Origin of the sequence: Marinobacter halophilus (assembly GCF_003007685.1) — a bacterium.
GTDB lineage: Bacteria > Pseudomonadota > Gammaproteobacteria > Pseudomonadales > Oleiphilaceae > Marinobacter > Marinobacter halophilus.
This window is the reverse complement of the sequence record NZ_PXNN01000017.1, coordinates 507,158-531,666: the sequence shown is the minus strand read 5'-3', so window position 1 is coordinate 531,666 and position 24,509 is coordinate 507,158. Positions and strand designations below refer to the sequence as shown.

General features: G+C 56.6%; 17 protein-coding genes and 4 tRNA genes. 14 read left to right on the top strand and 7 right to left on the bottom strand.

Translation table 11 applies throughout. The annotated features are described in order from the left end of the window. The first annotated feature begins 34 nt into the window (after positions 1-34). Both C7H08_RS16325 and putP read left to right on the top strand, forming a co-directional pair. Positions 35-814, top strand: a complete 780-nt coding sequence (locus C7H08_RS16325; protein WP_106673281.1) for an AraC family transcriptional regulator — start codon at positions 35-37, stop codon at positions 812-814. Positions 815-1,114: 300 nt separating this feature from the next. Then, entirely contained in the window at positions 1,115-2,605 is a 1,491-nt protein-coding gene (gene putP, locus C7H08_RS16320; RefSeq protein ID WP_106673280.1) for a sodium/proline symporter PutP, read from the top strand. Between the two features lie 119 nt (positions 2,606-2,724). On the opposite strand, the gene C7H08_RS16315 is transcribed toward putP, so the two are convergent. Beyond that, positions 2,725-4,848: an EAL domain-containing protein gene (locus C7H08_RS16315; protein ID WP_106673279.1), complete on the bottom strand. Its 2,124-nt coding sequence runs from the start codon at positions 4,846-4,848 to the stop codon at positions 2,725-2,727. Between the two features lie 227 nt (positions 4,849-5,075). Next, positions 5,076-7,670 (bottom strand): bifunctional aconitate hydratase 2/2-methylisocitrate dehydratase, encoded by a 2,595-nt coding sequence (locus C7H08_RS16310; RefSeq protein ID WP_106673629.1) that lies wholly within the window; start codon positions 7,668-7,670, stop codon positions 5,076-5,078. A gap of 258 nt (positions 7,671-7,928) precedes the next feature. On the opposite strand from C7H08_RS16310, the gene C7H08_RS16305 reads away from it, so the two are divergent. Continuing rightward, the gene (locus tag C7H08_RS16305; protein ID WP_106673278.1) at positions 7,929-8,540 is read left to right on the top strand and encodes a MiaE family protein; all 612 of its coding nucleotides are present in this window, start codon (positions 7,929-7,931) and stop codon (positions 8,538-8,540) included. Here C7H08_RS16305 and C7H08_RS16300 read toward each other — a convergent pair. Then, entirely contained in the window at positions 8,537-9,418 is an 882-nt protein-coding gene (locus C7H08_RS16300) for a LysR family transcriptional regulator (RefSeq protein WP_106673277.1), read from the bottom strand. The two genes, C7H08_RS16305 and C7H08_RS16300, sit on opposite strands and share 4 nt — an antisense overlap. Before the next feature lie 90 nt (positions 9,419-9,508). Next, a complete protein-coding gene (locus tag C7H08_RS16295; protein WP_106673276.1) occupies positions 9,509-10,297 on the bottom strand; it encodes a universal stress protein in 789 nt (262 codons plus the stop codon). Between the two features lie 224 nt (positions 10,298-10,521). Here C7H08_RS16295 and C7H08_RS16290 point away from each other — a divergent pair, with 224 nt between their 5' ends. Continuing rightward, a complete protein-coding gene (locus C7H08_RS16290) occupies positions 10,522-11,292 on the top strand; it encodes a ferredoxin--NADP reductase (RefSeq protein WP_106673275.1) in 771 nt (256 codons plus the stop codon). Between the two features lie 48 nt (positions 11,293-11,340). Further along, positions 11,341-13,668, top strand: coding sequence for a PQQ-dependent sugar dehydrogenase (locus C7H08_RS16285; protein ID WP_106673274.1), 2,328 nt, complete (start codon positions 11,341-11,343; stop codon positions 13,666-13,668). Between the two features lie 34 nt (positions 13,669-13,702). Here C7H08_RS16285 and lpxH read toward each other — a convergent pair whose 3' ends face one another. Both lpxH and C7H08_RS16275 read right to left on the bottom strand, forming a co-directional pair. After that, complete coding sequence (lpxH, locus tag C7H08_RS16280; protein WP_106673273.1) at positions 13,703-14,434, bottom strand: UDP-2,3-diacylglucosamine diphosphatase; 732 nt, start codon at positions 14,432-14,434, stop codon at positions 13,703-13,705. After that, positions 14,431-14,931, bottom strand: a complete 501-nt coding sequence (locus C7H08_RS16275) for a peptidylprolyl isomerase (RefSeq protein WP_106673272.1) — start codon at positions 14,929-14,931, stop codon at positions 14,431-14,433. The genes lpxH and C7H08_RS16275 overlap by 4 nt, the downstream gene beginning before the upstream one ends. Before the next feature lie 158 nt (positions 14,932-15,089). On the opposite strand from C7H08_RS16275, the gene C7H08_RS16270 reads away from it, so the two are divergent. The 3 genes from C7H08_RS16270 to C7H08_RS16260 all read left to right on the top strand — a co-directional run bounded on the left by C7H08_RS16270 (position 15,090) and on the right by C7H08_RS16260 (position 20,477). Continuing rightward, positions 15,090-16,769, top strand: coding sequence for a glutamine--tRNA ligase/YqeY domain fusion protein (locus tag C7H08_RS16270; protein WP_106673271.1), 1,680 nt, complete (start codon positions 15,090-15,092; stop codon positions 16,767-16,769). Continuing rightward, on the top strand, positions 16,769-18,154 hold the full coding sequence (cysS, locus tag C7H08_RS16265) for a cysteine--tRNA ligase (RefSeq protein ID WP_106673270.1): 1,386 nt from the start codon (positions 16,769-16,771) through the stop codon (positions 18,152-18,154). The genes C7H08_RS16270 and cysS overlap by 1 nt, the downstream gene beginning before the upstream one ends. Positions 18,155-18,305: 151 nt before the next feature. Then, positions 18,306-20,477, top strand: a complete 2,172-nt coding sequence (locus tag C7H08_RS16260) for a malate synthase G (protein WP_106673269.1) — start codon at positions 18,306-18,308, stop codon at positions 20,475-20,477. 74 nt (positions 20,478-20,551) lie between these two features. Here the strand turns inward: C7H08_RS16260 and folD are convergent, their stop codons facing one another. Next, on the bottom strand, positions 20,552-21,409 hold the full coding sequence (gene folD, locus C7H08_RS16255) for a bifunctional methylenetetrahydrofolate dehydrogenase/methenyltetrahydrofolate cyclohydrolase FolD (protein ID WP_106673268.1): 858 nt from the start codon (positions 21,407-21,409) through the stop codon (positions 20,552-20,554). A gap of 255 nt (positions 21,410-21,664) precedes the next feature. On the opposite strand from folD, the gene C7H08_RS16250 reads away from it, so the two are divergent. The 6 genes from C7H08_RS16250 (at position 21,665) to clpP (ending at position 24,493) form a co-directional block, all read left to right on the top strand. After that, positions 21,665-21,741 (top strand) — tRNA-Pro (locus tag C7H08_RS16250). A gap of 32 nt (positions 21,742-21,773) precedes the next feature. Further along, positions 21,774-21,850 (top strand) — tRNA-Arg (locus C7H08_RS16245). Positions 21,851-21,944: 94 nt separating this feature from the next. Further along, positions 21,945-22,020 (top strand) — tRNA-His (locus tag C7H08_RS16240). A gap of 64 nt (positions 22,021-22,084) precedes the next feature. After that, positions 22,085-22,169 (top strand) — tRNA-Leu (locus tag C7H08_RS16235). Positions 22,170-22,388: 219 nt separating this feature from the next. Next, positions 22,389-23,693 carry a trigger factor gene (gene tig, locus C7H08_RS16230; RefSeq protein WP_106673267.1) on the top strand — a complete coding sequence of 435 codons (1,305 nt, stop codon included), beginning with the start codon at positions 22,389-22,391 and terminating at the stop codon, positions 23,691-23,693. A 164-nt stretch (positions 23,694-23,857) separates the two neighbouring features. Further along, positions 23,858-24,493, top strand: a complete 636-nt coding sequence (gene clpP / locus C7H08_RS16225) for an ATP-dependent Clp endopeptidase proteolytic subunit ClpP (protein ID WP_106673266.1) — start codon at positions 23,858-23,860, stop codon at positions 24,491-24,493. The last annotated feature ends 16 nt before the right edge of the window (positions 24,494-24,509 follow it).

Here is a 24,509-nt window from a genome sequence, read left to right as displayed (position 1 = left end):
GATGTACATTCTCAATTAACGGCCGGCAGCATTAATGCTCAACGCGAAACTCCTGAAACTTCCTATTGCCGCTCACCAGCATCGGCACGAACACCACCAGATCGTCATCGGGGTGAGAGGAGAAGCCGAGCTCAGTGTTGACGGAACCGGGGCTCACCTGGACACCTGGCGGGCCTGCGTGGTGCCGACTGAAGCCAGCCACGATTACTGTGGTGACGACCAGAACCACGTTCTGGTGATCAACCTGGACCCTCTCTCTCCCGCCATCAACACCCCTGCGCACGCTGATTACGAACGGATGATGCGGGTTTTTGAGAACCCTCGAACCCTGCAGATGGACAGCCGTTTGCAAGGATTTATTCAGTTTGTCGCCAAGGAGTTTGACCGAGCGCCCGGCAATACCACGCTCCAGCAGCATCTAGGTGCCAGTGTTCTGTATTGCATGGCAGATCGTATGGTTGATCGTCCGATTCAGGCAACCCACAGAAGTGTGGTCAGTCCTGAAGCCATTCGGCGCTATGTTCTAAGCAATCTGCACAAAAAGATCACCGTCGAGGATATGGCCGGCGAAGCCTGTTTGAGTGTCAGTCGGTTTCATGAAGTCTTTCGGGACGTGGCCGGCACCACGCCCCATCAGTTTCTATTACAAACCCGTCTGGAGCAGGCCGCTAATCTGTTGGCGTCGTCGACTTTGTCGGTCTCCGAGATTAGCTACCGAACCGGGTTTTCCTCGCAAAGCGCCCTGACCAATGCGTTGCGCAAATATAAGGGTATAACCCCATCAAAATTGCAGATTAATGAAAGTGTTGCCTGAAATGGGCCGAAAACCAGGCAGTCCCGTAGGATTCTGTAAAAGAATCGTAGGATTTTGTAAGCCGTGGGTCCGTAGTAATACTAATTTAATGTTTCTGTAGATTTGCGCTTTTTGGGCGGCGGTTTTGGCCGTGGGGAAGTGAGAAATAACGAGATTTCTGGGAGCTTTGCGAGGGCCTGCCTCGCTCCAATTCGGATGGATATCGGGTATACAAGAAAAACGGCACAGCACGCAGGCATTAATGCCAGGTCTGTGCTTTAAGAGCGGATTTCATCCGACTCATTAAACCGGAGGAGCCTTATGGCTATTGGTGTTTGGATCAGTCTATTTGCTTACTTTGCGGTCATGATCGGCATTGGCGTTTATGCCATGCGCCGGTCTACATCGTCATCTGAAGATTACATGCTGGGCGGACGAGCTCTCAGTCCAAAAGTGGCGGCCCTGTCGGCCGGTGCCTCGGACATGAGTGGCTGGTTGCTTCTGGGTCTTCCGGGGGCTCTGTTCGTTACAGGGCTGGCGGATGCATGGATTGGTATCGGTTTGTTCGTGGGTGCCTTCGTTAACTGGACTCTGGTAGCGCCACGTCTACGTGAGCAGACGGTTCACTACGGCAACGCCATTACCATTCCTTCTTTCCTGGCAAACCGATTCCCGACTCAGGCGCTCTCTCTGCGTACAGTGTCGGCTATCGTTATTGTTATCTTCTTTGCGGTCTATACTGCATCTGGCCTGGTTGCTGGCGGCAAGCTGTTTGAAAGCGCATTCTCCGGCATATTCAACTTTGGCGGCCTTAGTGACTACGGTGTGGGTATTATCATCACGCTGGGTGTTGTCTTGGCTTATACCGTGGTTGGTGGCTTCCTCGCGGTAAGCATGACGGACTTTGTGCAGGGCTGCATCATGATGTTCGCCCTGATCATCATGCCGGCGGTTGTGCTCTTTGGCGAAGGCGGCGGCGGCTATGCGCAGGCATCAGAGACCCTGAATTCCGTCGATCCCACGCTACTGTCCTGGACTGCCGGGCTTACCTTCATCGGTTGGTTGTCTGCGGTTACCTGGGGTCTGGGTTATTTCGGCCAGCCCCACATCATCGTGCGTTTCATGGCGATCCGCACGCTGAAAGACGTACCGATCGCCCGTAATATCGGCATGGGCTGGATGGCCATTTCCCTGATTGGTGCTATCTCTCTGGGCGTGTTTGGCCGGGCTTACGCGATCCGCAATGGTATGGATGTAGAGGATCCGGAAACCATCTTCATTATTCTCTCGGACCTGCTGTTCCACCCGCTGATTACCGGCTTCCTCTATGCCGCGCTGCTGGCGGCGGTTATGAGTACCATCTCCAGTCAGTTGCTGGTGTCGTCGTCCTCACTGACCGAGGACTTCTACCGCTTGTTCCTGCGTAAGGAAGCAAATGACAAGGAATGCGTATTTGTTGGCCGGATCTGTGTGGTGCTGGTTGGTCTGGTTGCGGCCGTGATCGCCTCAGACCCGGATTCTCAGGTTCTGGCTCTGGTCAGTAACGCCTGGGCGGGCTTTGGAGCCGCGTTTGGCCCGCTGATTATCCTCTCGCTGATGTGGTCGCGCACAAATGGTGCCGGTGCTATCGCGGGTATGGTCGTAGGGGCAGCTACCGTGATGATCTGGATTTCCCTGGGCTGGAACGGAGAGTTCATGGGTGGCCCGGGCGTCTACGAGATCATTCCTGGTTTCGCTGCGGCCTTGATCGCCATCATTGTGGTCAGTCTGGCGACAGCGGATGCCGGCGAGTATCAGCACATCAACCGGTAAACAAGAGTGGTTACAACGCTCTGAGTAAGATCAGGGGCTCCTTCGGGGGCCCTTTTTTGTTTGTAAGTCTGATTCGCTCACCAGGCACGCCCGGTGAGCACATGCTGAACCAAACCGTTTCAAGAGGAGTTCATCTGGCGATCCCGTGTCAATAATTCCGCAAAATCGTCCTGGCTAAGCGGCTGGGAAAATAAAAAGCCTTGTGCATAGTCGCAGCCGACCCGGGTAAGGAACTGCAACTGTTCGACATTCTCAACGCCTACGCCAACTACCCGAACGTCTATCGCGTGAGTCATTGCGATGATCGCCTCCAGAACGTCATCCGCATTTCCACCCTGACCAACATCCTTGATCAGATTTCGGTCTACTTTGACACTTTCCATCTTGAACTCGTGAAGCGCTGAGAGGGAAAAGGGCTCGATACCAAAATCGTCTATTGCCAGGTGTAGTCGCAAACCGGCCAGGCCCAGGCTCCTGATTGGATTGAATCCGGAGGCACTGATGTTCCTCAAAGATTCCGGAGAGAGTTCCAGAGTGATCTGGCTCTCATGCAGTCCGACTTGGGTCAGCCGCGTACGCCATTGATCAACAAGGCTTCGGGTTACAAAGGAGGCTGGTGATTCGTTAATGTTGATCGGAAAAGCTTCGTCATGCTGGTCGCGCCACAGGAGCGAGCAGGTCACCGCCTGCTCCAGTACAAAGGCGGTGATTTGGTCTGTCATGCCGCTGTGCTCGGTAATGCTGAGAAAGGCATCCGGCGTTAACAGCCCCTTGCGCGGGTGGTTCCATCGGAGCAAGGCTTCTGCCCTGGATATGGCCCCTGTGCGGATGTCGATTATTGGCTGGTAGTATACCTCCAGCTGGTTGTCTCTGAGGGCATCATCCAATTCTCTGCTCAACCGCATATGCTCTGATTCGCTTTCCGCCATCCAGGATTCGTAGGTTTGAACCTGTTGACCTCCGTTTTCTTTGGCAATGTACATGGCCTGATCTGCATTGTGCATTAGCTGACTGACATTCATGCCGTCCTCGGGGAAAAAAGTCAGTCCGATGCTGCCTGAAATATGTACCCGGTGAGAATTTACTTCAAATTCCTGTTCAAGACCTGTCAGCAGTGCTCTGGCGGCTTCCTTCGCGCCATCTCGACCGGTTTCCTTCAGGATCAGGGTAAATTCGTCTCCACCGAGACGGGCCAGGGTGTCTACAGCCCTGACACTGCTGCCCATGCGTTTCGCTACCTGTGCCAAAAGCAAGTCACCGGCCTCATGTCCTAGCTGGTCGTTGGCTTGTTTGAATCGGTCCAGGTCAATGAACAGAAGTGCGAAAGGGCTGCCGCTTCGTTCGGCTTCCAGCAGAGTTTGCTCAAGACGATCGATGAACAGCCGCCGATTTGCAATGCCGGTTAGCGAATCGAAATTGGCGCTTTGCCAGATCTCCTGGTCAGTCTTTTTACGTTCTGTGATGTCCCGCGATGTCTTGATGACCGCTTCAATTTCGTTCCGTTCGTTGGAAACCGGCACAAGTTGGCAGTCTAAATACAACTCGTACCCTGACGGAGAACGATGATGATATTCCCTGCGCTGAGTCTGACCGGTAGCAACGGATTTGGAGATCGCCTCAAGCAATCCTGAGGCCAAATCCGAACCCAGCTCAAGCGGAGTTTTACCAACGGCGTCCAGGGTTGTCGAACTGACGAGATCGGCCATCGCCTTATTGAGGTACAGGTATTTGCCGTCGGGTTCAAATATAGCAGCAGGGTCAGGAGAGGCTTTCAGCATGGCTTCGACCAGGCGTGAAAACCGATCTGTGTGGGCTGAAAAGCTGGTTATAGAAGAGGCAATCAATTGATCGATGGCCTCGTTGAACCGTACCAGCTCATTTATGTCTCTTTCGGTGAGGCCGCACTGTTCAATGCCCCAGGCTTTGGTAACCCGAGCTCGCAGGGCCCGGAGTTCTTGTGCCATCTGGAGCATGGACATGCCCTGTTTTTGGCGGTGCAAGCCATGCTGGCCTCCGGCGTCTAGAACTGAGTTTTTGCCTTTACCAAGGGCCTTGCTTGCTGACTCGTCCTCGGTCTGGGCCGTATCAAGATCCTGGCAGATGAATTCCAGCATCGAACGGGCATGATCCCTCAGGGCCAGGCTGTTCTCGCCTCTCAGTTCCGGTGCGATTTCCAGTACCGCTTCTGCCCAGTCCTCGAGCAGGTGCTCCATGTTTGTCTGGATGAATCGGGCTAGTTTCATAGAGAGCGATCTCCTCCGTAGTCTGTGGGCGAAGACCACTGTATATGATTAACCTTTAAGGTCTGATAACTAATGGGTGCGCAGTCGCATTTTAAGCGAACAGTAAACTTCTATCTGTGCGGTATCAGACCATTGATGCTCCAGCAGGTTGCCATTCAGGCACAAAAAAACGCCAGCCCGAGGGCTGGCGTTTTCATGGAGCTACCTTTAAGGCAGAAGGTCAGCGCTTAAGCAACGTTCGCTTCAGATGCCTTGCTGGTGTATTTTTCCATCTTGTCGAAGCTGAGATACTTATAGATCTCTTTCGACATGCTGTTCAGATCCTTGGCGTACTCCATGTACTCCGCAGCGGAGGGCAGTTTGCCCAGTACCGCGCCCACAGCCGCCAGTTCCGCAGAGGTCAGGTACACGTTGGCACCATCGCCCAGACGGTTGGGGAAGTTACGGGTGGAGGTCGACAGCACGGTGCTCTTGGCTGCGACGCGCGCCTGGTTACCCATGCACAGGGAGCAGCCCGGCATCTCGGTGCGAACACCGGCGGTGCCGTAGATGTTGAAGTAACCTTCTTCCATCAGCTGGGCCTGGTCCATCTTGGTGGGAGGAGACATCCACAGACGGGTCTTCAGGGGTTCCTTGTTCTGCGCCAGCAGTTTACCTGCGGCACGGAAGTGACCAATGTTGGTCATGCAGGAGCCGATGAACACTTCGTCGACTTTGTCGCCAGCGACTTCAGACAGAGTGCGGGCATCGTCAGGATCGTTCGGGCAGCACACGATCGGCTCTTTGATGTCGGCCAGATCGATTTCCACCACGTGAGCGTACTCGGCGTCTTTGTCGGCACGCATCAGCTTCGGATTGGCAATCCACTCTTCCATCTGCTGGGCACGACGCTCCAGGGTACGCGGATCACCGTAACCTTCGGCAATCATCCAGCGCAGCATGGTGATGTTGGAGCGCAGGTACTCGGCCACAGACTCTTCAGAAAGATTGATGGTACAACCGGCTGCGGAGCGCTCGGCGGAGGCGTCAGACAGTTCGAACGCCTGCTCAACGGTCAGCTGCTCAAGACCTTCGATCTCCAGGATACGACCGGAGAATTCGTTGATCTTGCCTTTCTTCTCAACGGTCAGCATGCCTTGCTTGATGCCGTACAGCGGGATCGCGTGTACCAGGTCGCGCAGGGTGATGCCCGGCTGCATTTCGCCTTTGAAGCGAACCAGCACGGATTCCGGCATGTCCAGCGGCATAACGCCGGTGGCAGCGGCAAACGCTACCAGCCCAGAACCGGCCGGGAAGGAGATGCCCATCGGGAAACGGGTGTGGGAATCACCACCGGTACCGACGGTGTCTGGCAGCAGCATGCGGTTCAGCCAGGAGTGGATGATGCCGTCGCCCGGACGCAGGGAGACACCGCCACGGTTACGGATGAAGTCCGGCATGGTGTGTTGCATCTCAACATCAACCGGCTTCGGGTAAGCGGCGGTGTGACAGAACGACTGCATCACCAGGTCAGCCTGGAAGCCCAGGCAGGCCAGGTCTTTCAGTTCATCACGGGTCATCGGACCGGTGGTGTCCTGGGAGCCAACGGTGGTCATGTGGGGCTCGCAGTAGGTGCCCGGGCGCACGCCCTGGCCTTCATCCAGACCGCAGGCCTTGCCGACCATTTTCTGGCCCAGGGTGAAGCCCTTGGTGCCGGCTTCAGGATCGTTGGGCAGGCGGAACAGGTCTGTTGCGCCCAGGCCCAGAGCTGCGCGGGCTTTGGCGGTCAGGCCACGGCCAATGATCAGCGGGATACGGCCGCCGGCCTGAACTTCGTCCAGGATCACGTCAGACTTGAAATTGAACTCGGAGATGGTTTCGCCAGCTTCGTTCAGGATCTTGCCGTCGTATGGGCGGATCTCGATCACGTCGCCCATGTTCATGTCGTCTACGGGTGCTTCGAATACCAGAGCGCCGGCGTCTTCCATGGTGTTGAAGAAGATCGGGGCGACCTTGTTACCGATACAGACACCGCCGGCACGCTTGTTCGGAACGCCCGGAATGTCGTCGCCGAAGAACCACAGAACCGAGTTGGTGGCAGACTTACGGGAAGAACCGGTACCCACTACGTCGCCTACAAAGGCAACGGGCAGACCCTTGGCTTTGATTTCGTCGATCTGGCTCATCGGGCCAGTCACGCCGGGCTCTTCCGGCTTCAGGCCGTCGCGCTCCATTTTATAGGCAGCGCGGGCGTGCAGTGGGATGTCCGGGCGGGACCATGCATCCGGAGCTGGCGACAGGTCGTCAGTATTGGTTTCGCCAGTCACCTTGAACACCACCATCTTGGTGCTTTCAGGAACCTTGTTTTTGTTGGTGAACCACTCGGCGTTGGCCCAGGACTCAACCACAGATTTGGCGACGGCGTTGCCGGCGTCCATTTTCTCTTTAACGTCGTTGAAGGCGTCGAACATCAGCAGAGTGTGCTTGAGTTCTTTACCGGCCAGCTCGGCCAGCTCGGCGTTGTCGAGCAGGTCAACCAGAGTGGCGATGTTGTAGCCGCCTTGCATCATGCCCAGCAGCTGCACGGCTTTCTTGCTGTCGATCAGCGGGGAGCTGGCTTCGCCTTTGACGATGGCGGTCAGGAACGCAGCTTTGACGTAAGCGGCTTCATCCACGCCCGGCGGAATACGGTTTTCCAGCAGGTCAACCAGAGTTTCCTCTTCACCGGCCGGCGGGTTCTTCAGCAGTTCGATCAGACCCGCAGTCTGCTCGGCGGTCAGGGCTTTGGGGGGGATCCCCAGGGCTTCACGTTCAGCAACGTGTTCACGATAGGCTTCTAACACGATATGGACCCTCATCAGTTGGAATGTTCCTCGCCAGTAGCACAATGCCTGGCGGGAGTTTTTTGGCGAAAAGGCCGCAGGAGCCTCTGAATAACGCCTCAAGTTGCGGCGGGGGCTTCAGGTTTTATTCAGAGACACCTTGATCTGGCGCTGCATTCTATAGGAAAGTCCGTATAAAGTTAAGTTGGACAGAGGTCGGAGAGATCTGTTAGCTGCGCTATACTGCGCGACTTTATGAACCCGACCAGATCTAACGATATGAACGACGCCCTGCAAGAAATACACGAATTTCTGCCCTGCCGAACTCCGGCCCAGTGGATTGATAGCGCGTTGGCCAATCAGGATTTGCTGCTGATTGATCACGCTCACTGTGAAAAGAAGGCGGCATCAACCGCGCTCAGCCTGATGTACCGGTATGTCGACAACACGGAGCTGCTGAACAAGATGTCGCGCCTGGCCCGCGAGGAGTTGCGGCATTTCGAGCAGGTGCTGGCGATCATGACCAGCCGCGGTGTGGCCTATACCCATCTTACTCCGGCACGCTACGCCGCGGGTTTGCGCGACATCGTGCGCAGGGACGATCCCGGCCGGCTGGTGGATGTGCTGGTGGTTGGCGCCATCATTGAGGCCCGCTCTTGCGAGCGCTTTGCGGCCCTGGCGCCGCACCTGGACGACGCGTTGGCAGAATTCTACAACAGTTTGCTGAAGTCCGAGGCCAGACACTATCAGGATTACCTGAGGCTGGCCGAACAGGCCAATGATGGTCCGGTGGTAGACCGGCTGTCAGACTTTCTGGCGATTGAGCAGAAATTGATCGAAGCGCCAGATAGTGAGTTCCGGTTCCACAGTGGCCCGGTGCCGGTCAGTTAAAGCGCCTTGCAGAGCGCCATCCAGCGGGCGATGCCCGCGCTGCGGTATTTCTGTTTGTGCAGGATAAAGTAGAACTGGCGGTCAAACTTTCGGTGCTCCGGAACAGTCAGAGGCACCAGGCTGCCGCGTTTGAACGCGTCAGCCAATACCACCTTTGACAGGCAACCGATGCCAAGGTCTGCTTCCACCGCCCGCTTGATGGCTTCGGTGTGTTCCAGTTCCAACAGTACGTTCAAGTCCGGCAGCAGGCCGTGCATGCCTCGCTCGAAACTTTGCCGGGTGCCAGAGCCCTGTTCCCGCATGACCCACACCGCTTGACGCAGATCGTCGTCAGTCAGTACGGATTTCCGGGCCAACGGGTGTGTGGGGGAGCAGAACGCCACCAGCTGGTCTTCCCGCCAGGGGATGACTTCAAGTTCCGATGTTTGCAGTTCACCTTCAATCAATCCAATATCCAGCTCGAAATCCCGGACTCTCCGGGCAATGGCACTGGTGTTGGCCACTTCCAGGGATACCCGGGGATGGTTTGGCGAGCTCATGTACTCGGCCATGACGCCCACTGCCAGGTAGTTTCCGATAGTCAGGGTGGCACCGACCTTTAACGCACCCACCTCCGAATGTTTGCTGAACGCCTGCTCCAACTCTTTGGCCTGGGCTACCAGGGCTTCCGCCTTGGGACGGTAAAGTCGGCCCAGTTCGTTCAGCTGCAAACGTTTGCCGACCCGGTCAAACAGCTGGATATCGAATTGGCTTTCCAGCTCTTTCAAGGCACTGCTGGCGGCTGATTGCGACATGGCAAGGGATTCCGCCGCCCGGGTGATGTTCTGGAAATGGGCGGCTGCGAGGAAGACCTCCAGTTGCCGAAAGCTGTACTTCATAATCGATCAGGCCGGATAAAGTGAGGAGAGTGTCCTGTCTGATCGATACGTTAGCCTGTCAGGTTCCGGAAAACAACAGAGCCTGCCTGTTCATGGAATCATTAGCACTGGATAGGGGCTGGCGGCAGCAACATGTTCGGTGGTGCTGCCGATCATGATTTCCTGAATGGGGGTGGAGCCCCGTTTGCCCATAATGGTCAGAGCCGGCCGGGTGTCGGTAATGGTCTCAATAATCTGGTCGACCGGGCGACCGATCAGTACATTGCGATGTACCCCGGGATGACGCCCGGCGAGCTCATTTATGCGTTGTTCGGTAGCTTCGTCGGCGGGCTCCGGTTCCGCGGAGTGTACCCAGACCACACGCCCCGTGTGTTTGCCAGACATCAGCTTCTCGAATAAAACCTGAGCGTTGAGCGATGCTGTGGAGCCGTCCGTTGCGAACAGAATCTCTTCCTCAGCGGAAGTAGGTTGATCCTGAACCGGGATGATCAGCAAGGGCGCTTTAGTCATTCTGGCCAGATTCAGCACGGTGTTGCCAAAAAACAGTTCCTTAACGGCACGGTGGCTTCGATTGCAGGCGATGACACCATCAGCGCCGAGCTTCTTGACCAGTGCTTGCACTTCCTGAGCCACAAACCCTTTGAGCACCCGGGTATCGGTTTTGATACCCAGTGATTGGGATAGCTTCTCGCCGATGCGGCGCAGCCGTTCATTGGCCGCGCCTTCGGTGTCGTCCGGGTGCAGCCGTTTATGGGTTTGCAGAACATAGGTCAGGGTGACGTCCTCTGTCCCGAGCAGCTGGAGCAATGATGGTAGTTGCTCCATGGCCTGTTCCCACTCGGTAGTGTAATCCACGGTCAGAACCAGATGTTTGAGCATAGAGCCTCCGTGTCAATGCGGCGCTTGAGTGCGGTAATCACTTTCAGGCTAGTTCAGTTGTCTCGATCCGACCATGATCCGTATCACTTTACTGGCGCGCTATATTTGTTTAATCGAACACCGATATGCGAATTGCCTGTTTTGTCGATTTAAGTCGTTGAGGTAAACTATAGTTATTGAATCCCCATATAATTCTATGTGTATACGTAGCAACGAGGGCTCCCATGAGTAATTTGATGAAAGAAACTGTCACCAGCGTTCATCACTGGAACGACACCCTGTTCAGTTTCAAGACCAGTCGGGATCCCGGTTTCCGGTTCAAAAATGGGCACTTCGTGATGATTGGTCTGGAAACTGACGGCAAGCCTCTGATGAGGGCCTACAGTATTGCCAGCGCCAACTATGAAGAAGAGCTGGAGTTCTTTTCCATCAAGGTGGCGGATGGTCCGCTCACTTCGCGTTTGCAGAAAATTCAGGTAGGTGATGAAATTCTGGTCAGCCGCAAGCCAACCGGCACGCTGGTACTGGATAACCTGTTGCCGGGCCGTAATCTCTGGCTGATCAGCACGGGCACCGGGCTGGCTCCGTTCATGAGCATCATCAAAGACCCTGAAGTCTATGATGCCTTTGATAACGTGATCCTCACCCACGGCGTTCGTTATGTCTCTGAGCTGGCTTACCAGCAGGATATAGAGGATTTGCCCGCCAACGAGTTTTTCGGTGAGATGGTTGAGGGCAAGCTGACCTATTATCCGACGGTCACCCGTGAGCCGTTCCGTAACCAGGGGCGCCTGACCGATGCCATGGAAACCGGCAAGATTACCCGAGACCTTGGCTTGCCGGATTTTGATGTCGAGCAAGATCGTTTCATGATCTGCGGCAGTCCGAGCATGCTCAAGGATACGTGCTCAATCCTTAACAACTTGGGTTTTCGTGAGGCTCGCGGTGGCGACTTGGGGCATTACGTTATCGAACGGGCGTTCGTCGAGCAGTAATTCTGATTCGGGCAGTCGACATCGGCAATTTTGGGAAGCTCTCCGTTAATGAAGAAATCTGTCCGGATCTTAATCGCTGGTGTGGCCGCTATCCTGTGCGCCGCCTTTCTGGGCAGTCTGGTCCAGACTCAATTCAACCTTGCGGCTCTCTCAGGGTTGGGCGCCTCGTTCAGCCTGGTGGATCGGTTGGCCGCGATGGCAACTGACCTGCTCCGATTTGCGCCGATGTATGCACTATTGCTCACCGCCGCATTGATTCCCGGCTTCCTGGTGACAGCCGCGCTGTTGCGGTTGTTGGGCTGGCCCTATCGGGATGCCTGGTATGCCGTGGGGTCGGCGTTGGCATTGTGGGCAACACTGGCACTGGTGGACCGGTTGGCGCCCATGCCGACGCTGATCGCGGCCACACGCACGGTGCCGGGCCTGGTGGCCATGCTGGCAACGGCGGCGGTGGCCGGGTGGGTGTTTGCGCAGATGACCGGGCAGTTGACCAGAGTTCATATCGGCCGCGCCACCCTGGCCGTGCTGGTGTTGCTGGGTGTGGCGGCTGGCCCGGAGCCGGCGGTGGCAAATGATCAGGTGGCAGCAACGGGTGCGGTGGAGTATCAGATCGAGGTTGTCGCGCAGGGGCTTGAGCATCCGTGGTCGATCGCCTTTCTGCCCGGCGGCGCAGCCTTGGTGACCGAGCGGGGCGGGGTGCTCAAACGTCTCTCGCCCGGTGGCGAGCAAGTAGTGATCAGTGGCGTGCCGAAGGTGTTCGCGTCCGGTCAGGCCGGCCTGTTTGACGTGCTGATCGAACCCGGATTTGAGGTCGAAGGGCGGATTTTTCTGGCGTATGCCTGCGGCAATAACAGCGCCAATCATCTGTGCGTGGCCAGTGGCCAGCTTAGCGGCATGGAGCTGACCGAGGTTCGTGAGATTTTCCGGGCTGAGCCTGCGAAATACGGCAATGCCCACTATGGCGGGCGAATGGCCTGGCTGGGTGATGGCACCCTGCTGGTCACGTTGGGCGACGGCTTCGATTTCCGGGAAGAAGCGCAACGGGTGACCAGCCATATTGGCACCCTTGTGCGATTGAATCCGGATGGCTCGGTGCCCCGGGATAATCCGTTTGTTAAACGTGACGGTGCCTTGCCGGAGGTCTTCAGTTTTGGCCACCGTAACGTGCAGGGCGTGGTCTACGACGCCCATAACGATCGCATTATTGCCCACGAGCACGGCCCGAAAGGTGGAGACGAGATCAATCTGATCCGTGCCGGCGGCAATTATGGCTGGCCCTTGGCCACCGATGGCGTCGACTACACCGGTGCTCTGGTGACGCCGTTCCGGCGCTATGAAGGGACGGTGGCACCTTTATGGTTCTGGACGCCTTCGATTGCGCCCTCGGGGTTGGCGCTTTATCGCGGGCACCCGTTTCCGCAATGGCATGACAACCTGTTTGTGGGTGCGCTGGCGGACAAAAGCGTGCACCGGGTCGTCCTGGTGGATGGTGAGGTTGTAGGCACCGAGCGATTGTTCGCCGAACTGGACGAGCGTATTCGCGATGTCCGGCAGGGGCCAGACGGCGCGCTCTATCTTTTAACCGATTCGCCCGAAGGGCGACTGCTGCGGGTCACGCCTCGTGTGCCCCCACCAGCCCAGGTGATGACGCTGGATCCGCAAGCGTTGACCTGGGTGGGTGAGCAGATTTTCCGGAACGAATGCGCAGGCAGACATGAATGCCTGGTGCACTGGAATGAGGGCGAGGCGTTTCCGTCCCTGGGGATTGGTCACTTTATCTGGTATCCAGAGGGTCAGACGGGACGCTTTACCGAAAGCTTTCCGGCCTTGCTGGCGTTCATGGTTGACCAGGGCGTCGAGTTGCCGTCGTGGTTAGAACGCGCACGTAGCCAGGGTGCGCCCTGGTCGGACCGGGCAGCGTTCTCGCAGCAGGCGTCGGCGTCGCCGCAGGTGGAGGCGCTGCGCGAGCTTCTCTACGCAACCCGCGGGCTTCAGGTGCGCTTTATCCAGGAGCGTGCGGACCAATCTCTCGATGCCGTGGTGAATGCTGCGCCTGTAGCACAGCAAACCGTCATCAGGGAGCGGCTGTGGCAACTGGGGCAAACCCCGGGCGGCGTATACGCCTTGATGGATTATGTGAACTTCAAAGGTGAAGGTCTGGCGCAGACGGAGCGTTATCAGGGCGAGGGCTGGGGCCTGCTCCAGGTACTGCAAGCCATGGATGGAGGCGCCGGGCAGACCGCTCTTGATCGGTTTCGGGAGGCGGCGGGCAAGGTGCTTGCCCGCCGAGCGGAGCTGGCGGAGAACCCGATCGAAAGGGAGCGTTGGTTACCCGGTTGGCTGCGCCGACTGGAAAGCTATCGGGAGCCGAAATAGCCACCGGATGATGATCAAGGCAGCCTCTGGGGCGCTATGGCTCCAGAGGCTGTTTTTTGAGTTCAACCGTTTGGTCGGGCTGGGCGTCCAGCCACCAGAGGTGACTGTGCCAGTCGCCGAGCACGATCCGTCGAGCCGGTCTGCCATTGGCTTCAAACCGATGCACGGCCGGCCTGTGGGTGTGGCCGTGGATCATCAGCTGCACGCCGTGGGCTTCCAGTTCTCTCACCACTTCTGCGGGCGTTACGTCCATGATGGCTTCAGCTTTGCCCTGATTTTGCGCCATCGAAACCTCTCGTAACTGCCTGGCCATTTGCTGGCGGTCTTTCAGGGGTCGGGCCAGCATCATCTGCTGCATCTGCGGGTTGCGCATGGCATTGCGGAATTTCTGGTAGTCCACATCGGCGGTGCACAGACTGTCGCCGTGCAGCAACAGTGCAGGGGTGCCGTACAGGTCGATCATAGTGGGATCGGCCAGCAGAGTGACGCCGGCGCGCTGGCAGAAGTCTTCACCGATCAGGAAGTCGCGGTTGCCGTGCATCAGAAAGATGTCGGTGCCGCTGTCACTGAGTGCTTTCAGGGCACCGGCGACCTGCTCCTGCAGCGGCGTGCGCTCGTCGTCGCCAATCCAGGCTTCAAAAAAATCTCCCAGAATGAACAGCCGTTCAGCCCCGGCCGCTTTTTCCTTCAGGAATGCCAGAAACGCGCCGGTAATGTCCGGGCGCGATTCTTCAAGGTGCAGATCCGAGATAAACAGCGTAGTCACGCGTCCTCCAGAACCTCGGCTTTGACAATAATGACGTCTTCTGCGGGCACGTCCTGGTGGCCTGAGCGCATAGCAGTGCGCACGCCCCGGATTTTGTTGACGGTGTCCATGCCTTCGGCGATTTTACCGAACACGCAGTAGCCCCAGCCCTCGGCATTTTTTGCGGTGTGGTCCAGAAAGCCGTTGTTCTCCACATTGATGAAAAATTGCGCGGAGGCGGAATGCGGGTCCATGGTGCGGGCCATGGCCACGGTGCCCACCATGTTGCTCAGGCCATTGTCGGCTTCGTTCTGGATCGGCTCGCGGGTCTTGCGTGGGGTCATGCCCGGCTCAAAGCCGCCGCCCTGGACCATGAAATTGCTGATCACGCGGTGAAAAATCAGGCCGTCGTAAAAACCGTCGCGAACATACTGTTCGAAGTTTTTGGCGGTTTCCGGCGCTTTTTCGTAGTCCAGTTCCAGTTTGATGTCACCGTGGTTGGTTTGCAGCAGAATCATCAGGGCTTCCTGTAATTTAGGGTACGTGAGTGTAATGAACCTATTGTACGCAAGAGTTTCGTCCGGTGCATGAGTCCGGCAAGCATTTGTGAGTATAATAGGCGGTTTAAGGGAGCACCTTGGTGCGCCCAGGACCCATTCCCTGTTGCAGAGATTGTATGAGCGCCGAGTCGAAGAAAGCCCATAATTTTATTCAGAGCCTGATCGAAGACGCCATCACCAAAGGTGAGCATTCCGGCAAGGTCGTTACCCGTTTTCCGCCCGAGCCCAACGGTTACCTGCACGTTGGGCATGCCAAGTCTATTTGTCTGAACTTTGGCATCGCTGAGACCTTCGGTGGTGAGTGCAATCTTCGCTTTGACGACACCAATCCGGAAAAGGAAAGTCAGGAGTATATCGACGCCATCAAGCAGGACGTCGAGTGGCTTGGCTATAAGTGGGTTGAGGAAGTGCGTTATGCCTCGGATTACTTTGACCAGATTTACGGCTTCGCCGAGGAGTTAATCGAAAAGGGCAAAGCCTACGTGTGCGCTTTGAGCGCCGATGACATGGCGGCCTACCGCGGTTCGCTGAAAGAGCCGGGTAAGAACAGTCCGTATCGTGACCGCCCCGTGGAAGAAAGCCTGCAGCTGTTCCGGGACATGCGTGCCGGCAAGTTCCAGAACGGTGAACTGGTGCTGCGAGCGAAGATTGATATGGCCTCGCCAAACATCAACCTGCGCGACCCGATCCTGTACCGGATCCGCTACGCCGACCACCATCAGACCGGCGACAAGTGGTGCATCTACCCGATGTACGACTTCACCCACCCGATTTCTGATGCGCTGGAAGGGGTGACCCACTCCCTGTGTACCCTGGAATTTGAAGATCATCGTCCGCTCTATGACTGGGTGCTGGATAACATCACCATTCCCTGTCACCCGCGCCAGATCGAGTTTGCCCGGCTCAACCTGAACTACACCATCACCAGCAAGCGCAAGCTCAAGCGCCTCGTGGACGAAGGTGTGGTTGATAGTTGGAACGATCCGCGCATGCCCACCATCTCCGGGATGCGTCGCCGGGGCTTCACCCCTGAATCCATTCGCACCTTCTGCGACATGATCGGGGTCAACAAGGCTGGCGGCACGGTGGATGTGGGCATGCTTGAACATGCGATCCGGGAAGATCTGAACACCCGTTCGCCCCGGGCCATGTGTGTGATGCGCCCGCTCAAGATCACCCTGACCAATTACCCGGCCGGGCAGACCGAAACTCTGACGCTGCCGGTACACCCGCAAAATCCGGACATGGGTGAGCGGGACGTGACCTGGAGCCAGACTCTGTACATCGACCGCGAAGACTTTGAAATGGAGCCGCCGCGCAAGTGGAAGCGGCTGGCGCCGGATCAGGCAGTACGCCTGCGTGGTGGTTACGTGATGACCTGCCGGGAAGTGGTGCGCGATGACTGCGGCGAGATCACCGAGCTCAAGTGCGAATACGATCCGAACACCCTGGGTGTCAATCCGGAGGGCTACAAGCCCAACGGCGTGATTCACTGGGTATCGGCGGACGACAGCGTTGAAACCGACATCAACCTGTACGATCGGCTGTTCAATCACGAATCACCGGACAGCGATAAAGACGGTGATCTTATGGATCACGTGAATCCGGAGTCTCTGGTGGTGCTCAGTGGAGCCCGGGTTGAGAAAAGTCTGGCGCAACCGCGTACCAACCTGCCGTATCAGTTCGAGCGGGAAGGTTATTTCTTCTGTGATCAGGAACTGACGGCGGCGGCCGGCAAGCCCGTGTTCAATCGCACCGTCACCCTGAGAGATTCCTGGGGCAAGGGAGGCAAGTAATGCGGATCTACAACACGCTGACACAGCAAAAGGAAGAGTTTAAGCCCATCGAACCCGGCAAGGTGCGGATGTACGTGTGCGGCATGACCGTCTACGACTACTGCCACCTTGGCCATGGCCGGGTGCTGGTGGCGTTTGATGTGATCAGCCGTTACCTGCGCCATCGCGGTTATGACGTGCACTACGTGCGTAATATCACCGATATCGACGACAAGATCCTGGCCCGGGCTGATGAAAACGGCGAGGTCTATTCCGATCTGACCGGGCGTATGATCCGGGCCATGCACGAAGACGAAGCCCGCCTGGGTGTGCTGTCACCGAGCGAGGAGCCCAGGGCGACGGCCTTTATCGATGAAATCATTGCGATGATTCATCAGCTTATCAGCGGTGGTCATGCCTACGCTGCCGACAATGGCGACGTGTACTTTTCGGTCGATTCCTTCCCGGATTACGGCAAGCTCAGCAAGAAGAAGCTGGAAGATCTGGTGGCGGGTGCCCGCGTCGGGGTGCAGGAAGCCAAGCGCAGCCCGGCGGATTTCGCGCTGTGGAAAGCTGCCAGGCCGGGAGAGGTAAGCTGGGCGTCACCCTGGGGTGACGGTCGCCCGGGCTGGCACATCGAGTGCTCGGCCATGTCCACCAAATGCCTGGGTGATACCTTTGATATTCATGGCGGCGGGCCGGATTTGTTGTTCCCGCATCATGAGAACGAGATCGCCCAGTCCGAGTGCGCCACGGGCCACAAATTTGTTCACACCTGGATGCACGCCGGTGCGATCCGTGTGAACAAAGAGAAGATGTCCAAGTCCCTGGGCAACTTCTTCACCATCCGGGAGATTCTGGAGACGTACCAGGCGGAAGTGGTCCGCTACTTCCTGGTGTCCAGTCACTATCGCAGTCAGGTGGATTATTCCGAAGACAGTCTGGCGGAAGCGGGTCGCACTCTGACCAAGCTCTATCATGCGCTGCGCGGCATTACCCCGGCCAAAGAAGGTGATGTAGCGGAAACCGAGCACGACCGCCGGTTTGCCGAGGTGATGGACGATGACTTCAACACCGCGGGTGCCATTGCCGTGCTGCACGCGGTGGCTAACGACATCAATCATCACCGCCGTGAGGGCAACGACGACCTGGCAGCCCAGAGCGCGGCCGTGCTGGTGCGTCTGGGCGGCGTTCTGGGCCTGCTGCAGCAGGACCCGGAAGCTTTCTTTCAGGCCGACACCGGTGGTGAGCTGAGCGCGGAAGACATCGAGGCGATGATTCAGGCCCGCGCCGACGCTCGTAAGGCCAAGAACTTTGCTGAAGGTGATCGCATCCGGGACGAGCTGCTGGAGCAGGGCATCATTCTGGACGACAGCCGCGAGGGCACCACCTGGCGTCGCGCTTGAGCCTGAAAATTCGCAGAAAGTCGCATTGTGCTGACCGGGAATGACCTTGTAGGGATTCTCACGTATAATGCGGCGCTCAAATCATAGTGTCCCCGCACTGTAAGGTGCACTGAGGGGAGTCGGGAAACGTAACCCATTGAGGCAAGCAACAATGACAGAACGCGTACAAATTGGCGGCATTCAGGTCGCGAAGAATCTGTATGATTTCGTAAACAACGAAGCGATCCCAGGCACCGGTCTCGACGCAGACAAATTCTGGGCAGAGTTCGACAAGATCGTGAACGAGCTGGCCCCGCGCAACCGTGAGCTGCTCGCCAAACGCGACGCCATTCAGGAAAAACTCGACACCTGGAACCGGGACCACAAAGGCCAGAAACTGGACATGGCCGAGTACAAGTCGTTCCTGAAAGACATTGGCTACCTGGTTGACGAGCCTGGCGAGTTCAAGATTTCCACCTCCAATGTTGACCCGGAAATCGCCACCATGGCCGGCCCGCAGTTGGTGGTGCCGGTAATGAATGCCCGGTTTGCACTGAACGCCGCTAACGCTCGTTGGGGCAGCCTGTACGACGCGCTCTACGGCACGGATGCACTGTCAGAAGAAAACGGCGCTGAGAAAGGTCGTGGCTATAACCCGGTACGTGGCGCCATGGTTATCGAGTGGGCCCGTAACCTGCTGGACAGCTCCGCGCCGCTGGCGTCAGGCAGTCACAAAGATGCCGCCTTGTACTATGTAGATGGCGGCAAGCTGGCGGTCAAACTGCAGAACGGCGACGTAACCGGTCTGAAAGACGAGTCCGGCTTTGCAGGTTTTGTCGGCGCTGCCAACGAGCCGACCGGGCTGTTGCTGGTCAAGAATGGCATGCACTTTGAAATTCAGATCGATGCCAGCCATCCGATTGGCAAGGATGACGGTGCCCACGTCAAAGACGTGCTGATGGAGTCGGCCCTGACCACCATCATGGACTGTGAAGACTCCGTTGCCGCGGTGGATGCGGAAGACAAGGTATTGGCCTACAAAAACTGGCTGGGCCTGATGAAGAGCAATCTGGAAGAGTCGTTCGAGAAGGGCGGGCAGCAGATGACCCGTCGCATGAATCCGGACCGCAGTTACACCGGCGCAGACGGCAGTGAGTTGACCCTGAAGGGGCGCAGCCTGATGTTCGTGCGCAACGTCGGCCACCTGATGACTAACCCGGCGGTTCTGCTGAAAGACGGCAACGAAATTCCGGAAGGCCTGATGGACGGTCTGCTGACCTCCCTGATCGCCATCCACGACCTGAAGGGCAAAGGTCAGTTCCAGAACAGCACCAAGGGTTCTGTGTACATTGTTAAGCCAAAGATGCACGGCCCGGAAGAAGTGGCGTTCACCAACGAGTTTTTCGGCCGTGTTGAAGATGCTCTTGGTCTGCCGCGCTTCACTCTGAAAGTGGGCATCATGGATGAAGAGCGTCGCACCACCGTTAACCTGAAAGCCTGTATCCACGCGGCCAAAGATCGTGCCGTGTTCATCAACACCGGCTTCCTGGATCGCACTGGCGATGAGATTCACACCTCCATGGAGCTGGGTCCGTTTATCCGGAAAGGTCAGATGAAGCAGGCGGCCTGGATCAACGCCTATGAGCAGTGGAACGTCGATATTGGTCTGGAAACCGGCTTCTCTGGTGTGGCCCAGATAGGTAAAGGCATGTGGGCCATGCCGGATCTGATGGCGGGTATGCTCGAGCAGAAGATCGGCCATCCGAAATCCGGCGCCAACACCGCCTGGGTTCCGTCACCGACTGCCGCTACTCTGCACGCGACACATTATCACCAGGTCAGCGTGTTTGATGTTCAGAAAGAGCTGGCCAGCCGTCAGCGCGCGGCTCTGGACGACATCCTGACCGTGCCGGTGATGGAAGACCCGTCTTCTCTGACCGCTGAAGAAATTCAGCAGGAGCTGGACAACAATGCTCAGGGCATCCTGGGTTACGTTGTGCGCTGGATCGATCAGGGCGTTGGTTGCTCCAAGGTGCCGGACATCAACGACATCGGCCTGATGGAAGATCGCGCAACTCTGCGCATCGCCTCCCAGTTGCTGTGCAACTGGTTGTACCACGGCATCTGCAGCGAAGAGCAGATCCTGGAAACCATGAAGCGCATGGCGGCGGTTGTGGATCGCCAGAACGCCGGTGACCCTGCCTACCGCAGCATGGCCCCGAACTTTGACGGCATTGCCTTCCAGGCAGCGCTGGATCTGGTTCTCAAGGGCCGTGAGCAGCCCAGCGGCTACACCGAGCCGCTGCTGCACGCGTATCGCCTGAAGGTGAAAGCTGGCCAGTAAGCAGTTCAGCTCATAAAAAACCCCGCTTCGGCGGGGTTTTTTATGAGGCAGGCTACAAAGGGGTCTGACCCTTGTCAGGCGCTGTGCAACACGTCAGCGGCGTACAGGGTGTTTTCCAGCAACGTGGCGATGGTCATGGGGCCCACGCCGCCGGGCACCGGGGTGATGTAGGCGGCGCGTTCAGCGGCGGCGGCGAAATCTACGTCGCCGCGTAGTTTGCCGTCTTCCATCCGGTTGATGCCGACATCAATGACGGTAGCGCCGGGTTTTACCCATTCGCCTTTTATAATGCCGGGTTTGCCCACTGCGGCAATCAGGATGTCGGCTTCGCCAACAAACTTTTCGAGGTTATCGGTAAACCGGTGGCATACCGTAGTGGTAGCGCCCTTAAGCAGCAGTTCCATGCTCATGGGGCGGCCAACGATGTTGGAGGCGCCCACAATCACCGCGTGCTGGCCTTTATAGGGTGTACCAATGGAGTCGAGCAGGGTAATCACACCGGCAGGTGTGCAGGGCCTCAGAGTGGGCTTGCGCTGCATCAGGCGCCCGATGTTGTAGGGGTGAAAGCCGTCGACATCTTTATCTGGCCGGATTTTCACCAGAATCGGGTCTGCATCGAGATGCGGGGGCAGGGGCAGTTGTACCAGAATGCCGTCTATCGCCGGGTTTTCATTCAGTTCATCGACCAGCGTTTCCAGGGCTGCCTGTGACGTGTCCTCTGGCAAATCGTAGGATAGGGACATGATGCCGGCTTGATCGCAGGCTTTACGCTTGTTACCGACATAGACCTGCGAAGCCGGATCGTTGCCGACCAGAACAACCGCCAGGCCGGGTGCTCGAAGGCCTTTTTGTTTGCGGGTTTCAACGCCGGCAGCAACGCGTTGCCGGACCTGAGTGGCTATTTCTTTTCCGTTAATCAGTTTGGCGCTCATGATTCCATCTTGTCGGTTGGGCATGAAGTAGAGGTTAAGTGAAGGGGGATCATTGTCTCATGCTTCGCCATGAACGCCAACGTGAGGGTAGAGGGTGTTGGTGTTGCAAAAGCTGTAAAAGCGCACGCTTGCAGAGGCGCTTACGACGAACAAAATCAACGAACTATGTATATTTTCCAAAATCCGTGTTGACGGATGCCGAAACCGCCGGTAATATGCGCGCCAACTTTGCTGAAGCACTTGTTGTTCAGTTTACGGGGTATAGCGCAGTCTGGTAGCGCGCCTGCTTTGGGAGCAGGATGTCGGGAGTTCGAATCTCTCTACCCCGACCATTTTCTGAATGTTCAGGTGGGTGAACGGTCAAGCGCCCGTAGCTCAGCTGGATAGAGCACCCGCCTTCTAAGCGGGTGGTCGCAGGTTCGAGTCCTGCCGGGCGCGCCATTAAGTCGTCGGTCTGGTAAGGGCCGAATTCGCCAAACCAGCAAAGTTGAATTAGCCAGTAGATGTAAGTGCTTTAACGCACTGCTTTGATGTGGTGGACGTAGCTCAGTTGGTAGAGCTCAGGATTGTGACTCCTGCGGTCGAGGGTTCGATCCCCTTCGTCCACCCCACTTTTCCCTCTGTTTTGATTTTTCCGCATGTTCTGTTACTTCGTTTCAGTGCAGTGCCGGATACGCGAGAGTGGCGGAATTGGTAGACGCACTGGATTTAGGTTCCAGCGGGGAAACCTGTGAGAGTTCGAGTCTCTCCTCTCGCACCACCCTTTCTTTTTCTCGTATTGCCCCCATATATTTTTGACATTTCGGTCGTGTTCCCGGTCTCAAACCATCATTGAGGCGTGCTGGGTGATTCTCTCGTCGGGGTAAACCGTGATAAACTACCGGCTTTTAATTTTGCATCCCTTTGGGGAGAATTGCTCCGTCCGGGATTTTAGTTTCATTTTCATCCACATACAGAATATGTAATTTGAGGAACCTCCATGCAAGTGTCTGTTGAAACGACATCCAACATCGAGCGTCGCATGACGATTGGTGTGCCCGCCCAGGAAATTGACCAAGCGGTCCAGAAACGCCTGCAGGATACTGCTCGCACGGTTCGCCTGAACGGTTTCCGTCCTGGCAAGGTGCCCATGAGCGTGGTCAAGCGTCGTTTCGGTGAAAGCGTTCGCCAGGAAGTGGTCGGCGAAGCTATGCGCGACAACTACATCAAGGCACTGCAGGAGCAAGACGTCAATCCGGCGGGCTGGCCGAAGTTTGAGCCGAAGACCATGGAAGAGGGTAAAGACCTCGAGTTCGTGGCTATCTTCGAAGTGCTGCCAGAAATTGAGCTTGGTGACCTGAGCAAGGTGAATGTCGAAAAGCCGGTAGCCGAAGTCACTGATAAAGACATCGACACCATGATTGACAACCTGCGTGGTCAGCAGGCAACCATGAAGGAAGTCAAGCGCAAGTCCAAGAACAAGGATGTGCTGACCATCGACTTCAAAGGGCTGATCGAAGGCGAAGAATTCGAAGGCGGTGCCGCTGAAGGTCATCGCTTGACCCTGGGCTCTGGCCAGATGATCCCGGGCTTCGAAAAAGCGATCGTTGGTGGAAAGGCCGGTGAAGACCTGGAAATCGAAGTGACTTTCCCTGACGATTACCACAACGAAGATCTGGCCGGTAAGCCTGCCAAGTTCGAGATCAAGATTCATAAGGTTGAAGAACCGCAACTACCTGAACTGAACGCAGAGTTCTTTCAGAAGTTCGGTATTGAAGCCGAAGATGAAGCCGCTTTCCGCGAAGAAGTGAAGAAGAACATGGAGCGGGAGCTTAAGCAGGCAGTGTCGAACAAGGTCAAAAATGATGTTGTTGACGGTTTGCTTGAAACCACCGAGCTGGATATTCCGGCTTCGCTGATTGATCAGGAAATCGATCGTCTGCGCCAGGATGCTGTTCAGCGTTTCGGTGGCCAGGTTGATTTTCAGCAGTTGCCAAAGGAAATCTTTGAAGAGCAGGCCAAGCGTCGTGTCAAGACCGGCCTGCTGTTCCAGGAAGTCGTCAAGAAAAACGACCTGAAAGCAGACTCTGCGCAAGTAGATGAAAAGATCCAGGAGATTGCATCTACGTATGAACAACCTGAAGAAGTTATTGCGCACTTCAGCAGCAATCCGGATCAGAAGTCTCAGATCGAGTCATCCGTCCTGGAAGATGCTGTGGTTGACTACGTACTTGGTCAGGCCAAAGTGACAGAGAAGAAAATGAAATACGAGGAAGCGGTTCAGGCCGGTCAGCCTCAGCGCTGATCGTTCCGGGCCTGGCCCGGAATCGCTTTCTGGAAACAGCCGGCGTGTCCGGCTGTTTTCATCTGGGCTCACTGGTGGCAGAGTATAGAGATAGTCCGATGATGATTTCCGGATATCCTGCCTCAGGAGTCCATGTCCATTGTCCATAAGGAGTTCAGGCGCACATGACGCAGAAACCGTTTGATGGCCCTACAATGATAACCAGCGCTGGCCTGGTGCCGATGGTAATTGAACAGACGGCACGCGGAGAGCGTTCCTTCGACATCTACTCACGCCTGCTCAAAGAGCGTGTAATCTTTATGGTAGGCCAGGTAGAAGACCACATGGCCAACCTGGTGGTTGCCCAGTTGCTGTTCCTGGAATCCGAGAATCCGGACAAGGACATTCACCTTTATATCAACAGCCCGGGCGGCTCAGTGTCTGCTGGCATGTCGATCTATGACACCATGCAGTTCGTGAAGCCTGATGTGGCCACCTTGTGTATCGGCCAGGCTGCCAGCATGGGTGCTTTCTTGCTTGCTGGCGGTGCAGAGGGCAAGCGTGCTTGTCTGCCCAACTCCAGAGTGATGATTCATCAGCCACTGGGTGGTTATCAGGGTCAGGCTTCGGATATCGAAATCCATACCCGCGAGATTCTGAAGATCCGAAATACCCTGAACACGATTCTTGCCCGGCATACCGGTCAGGATCTGGAAACCGTCGCCCGGGATACCGATCGGGATAATTTCATGGATCCTGACCAGGCCAAAGAGTACGGGCTGATTGATACAGTACTTGATAAGCGCGTACCGAATAAATAATACTGAAAGTCATCGC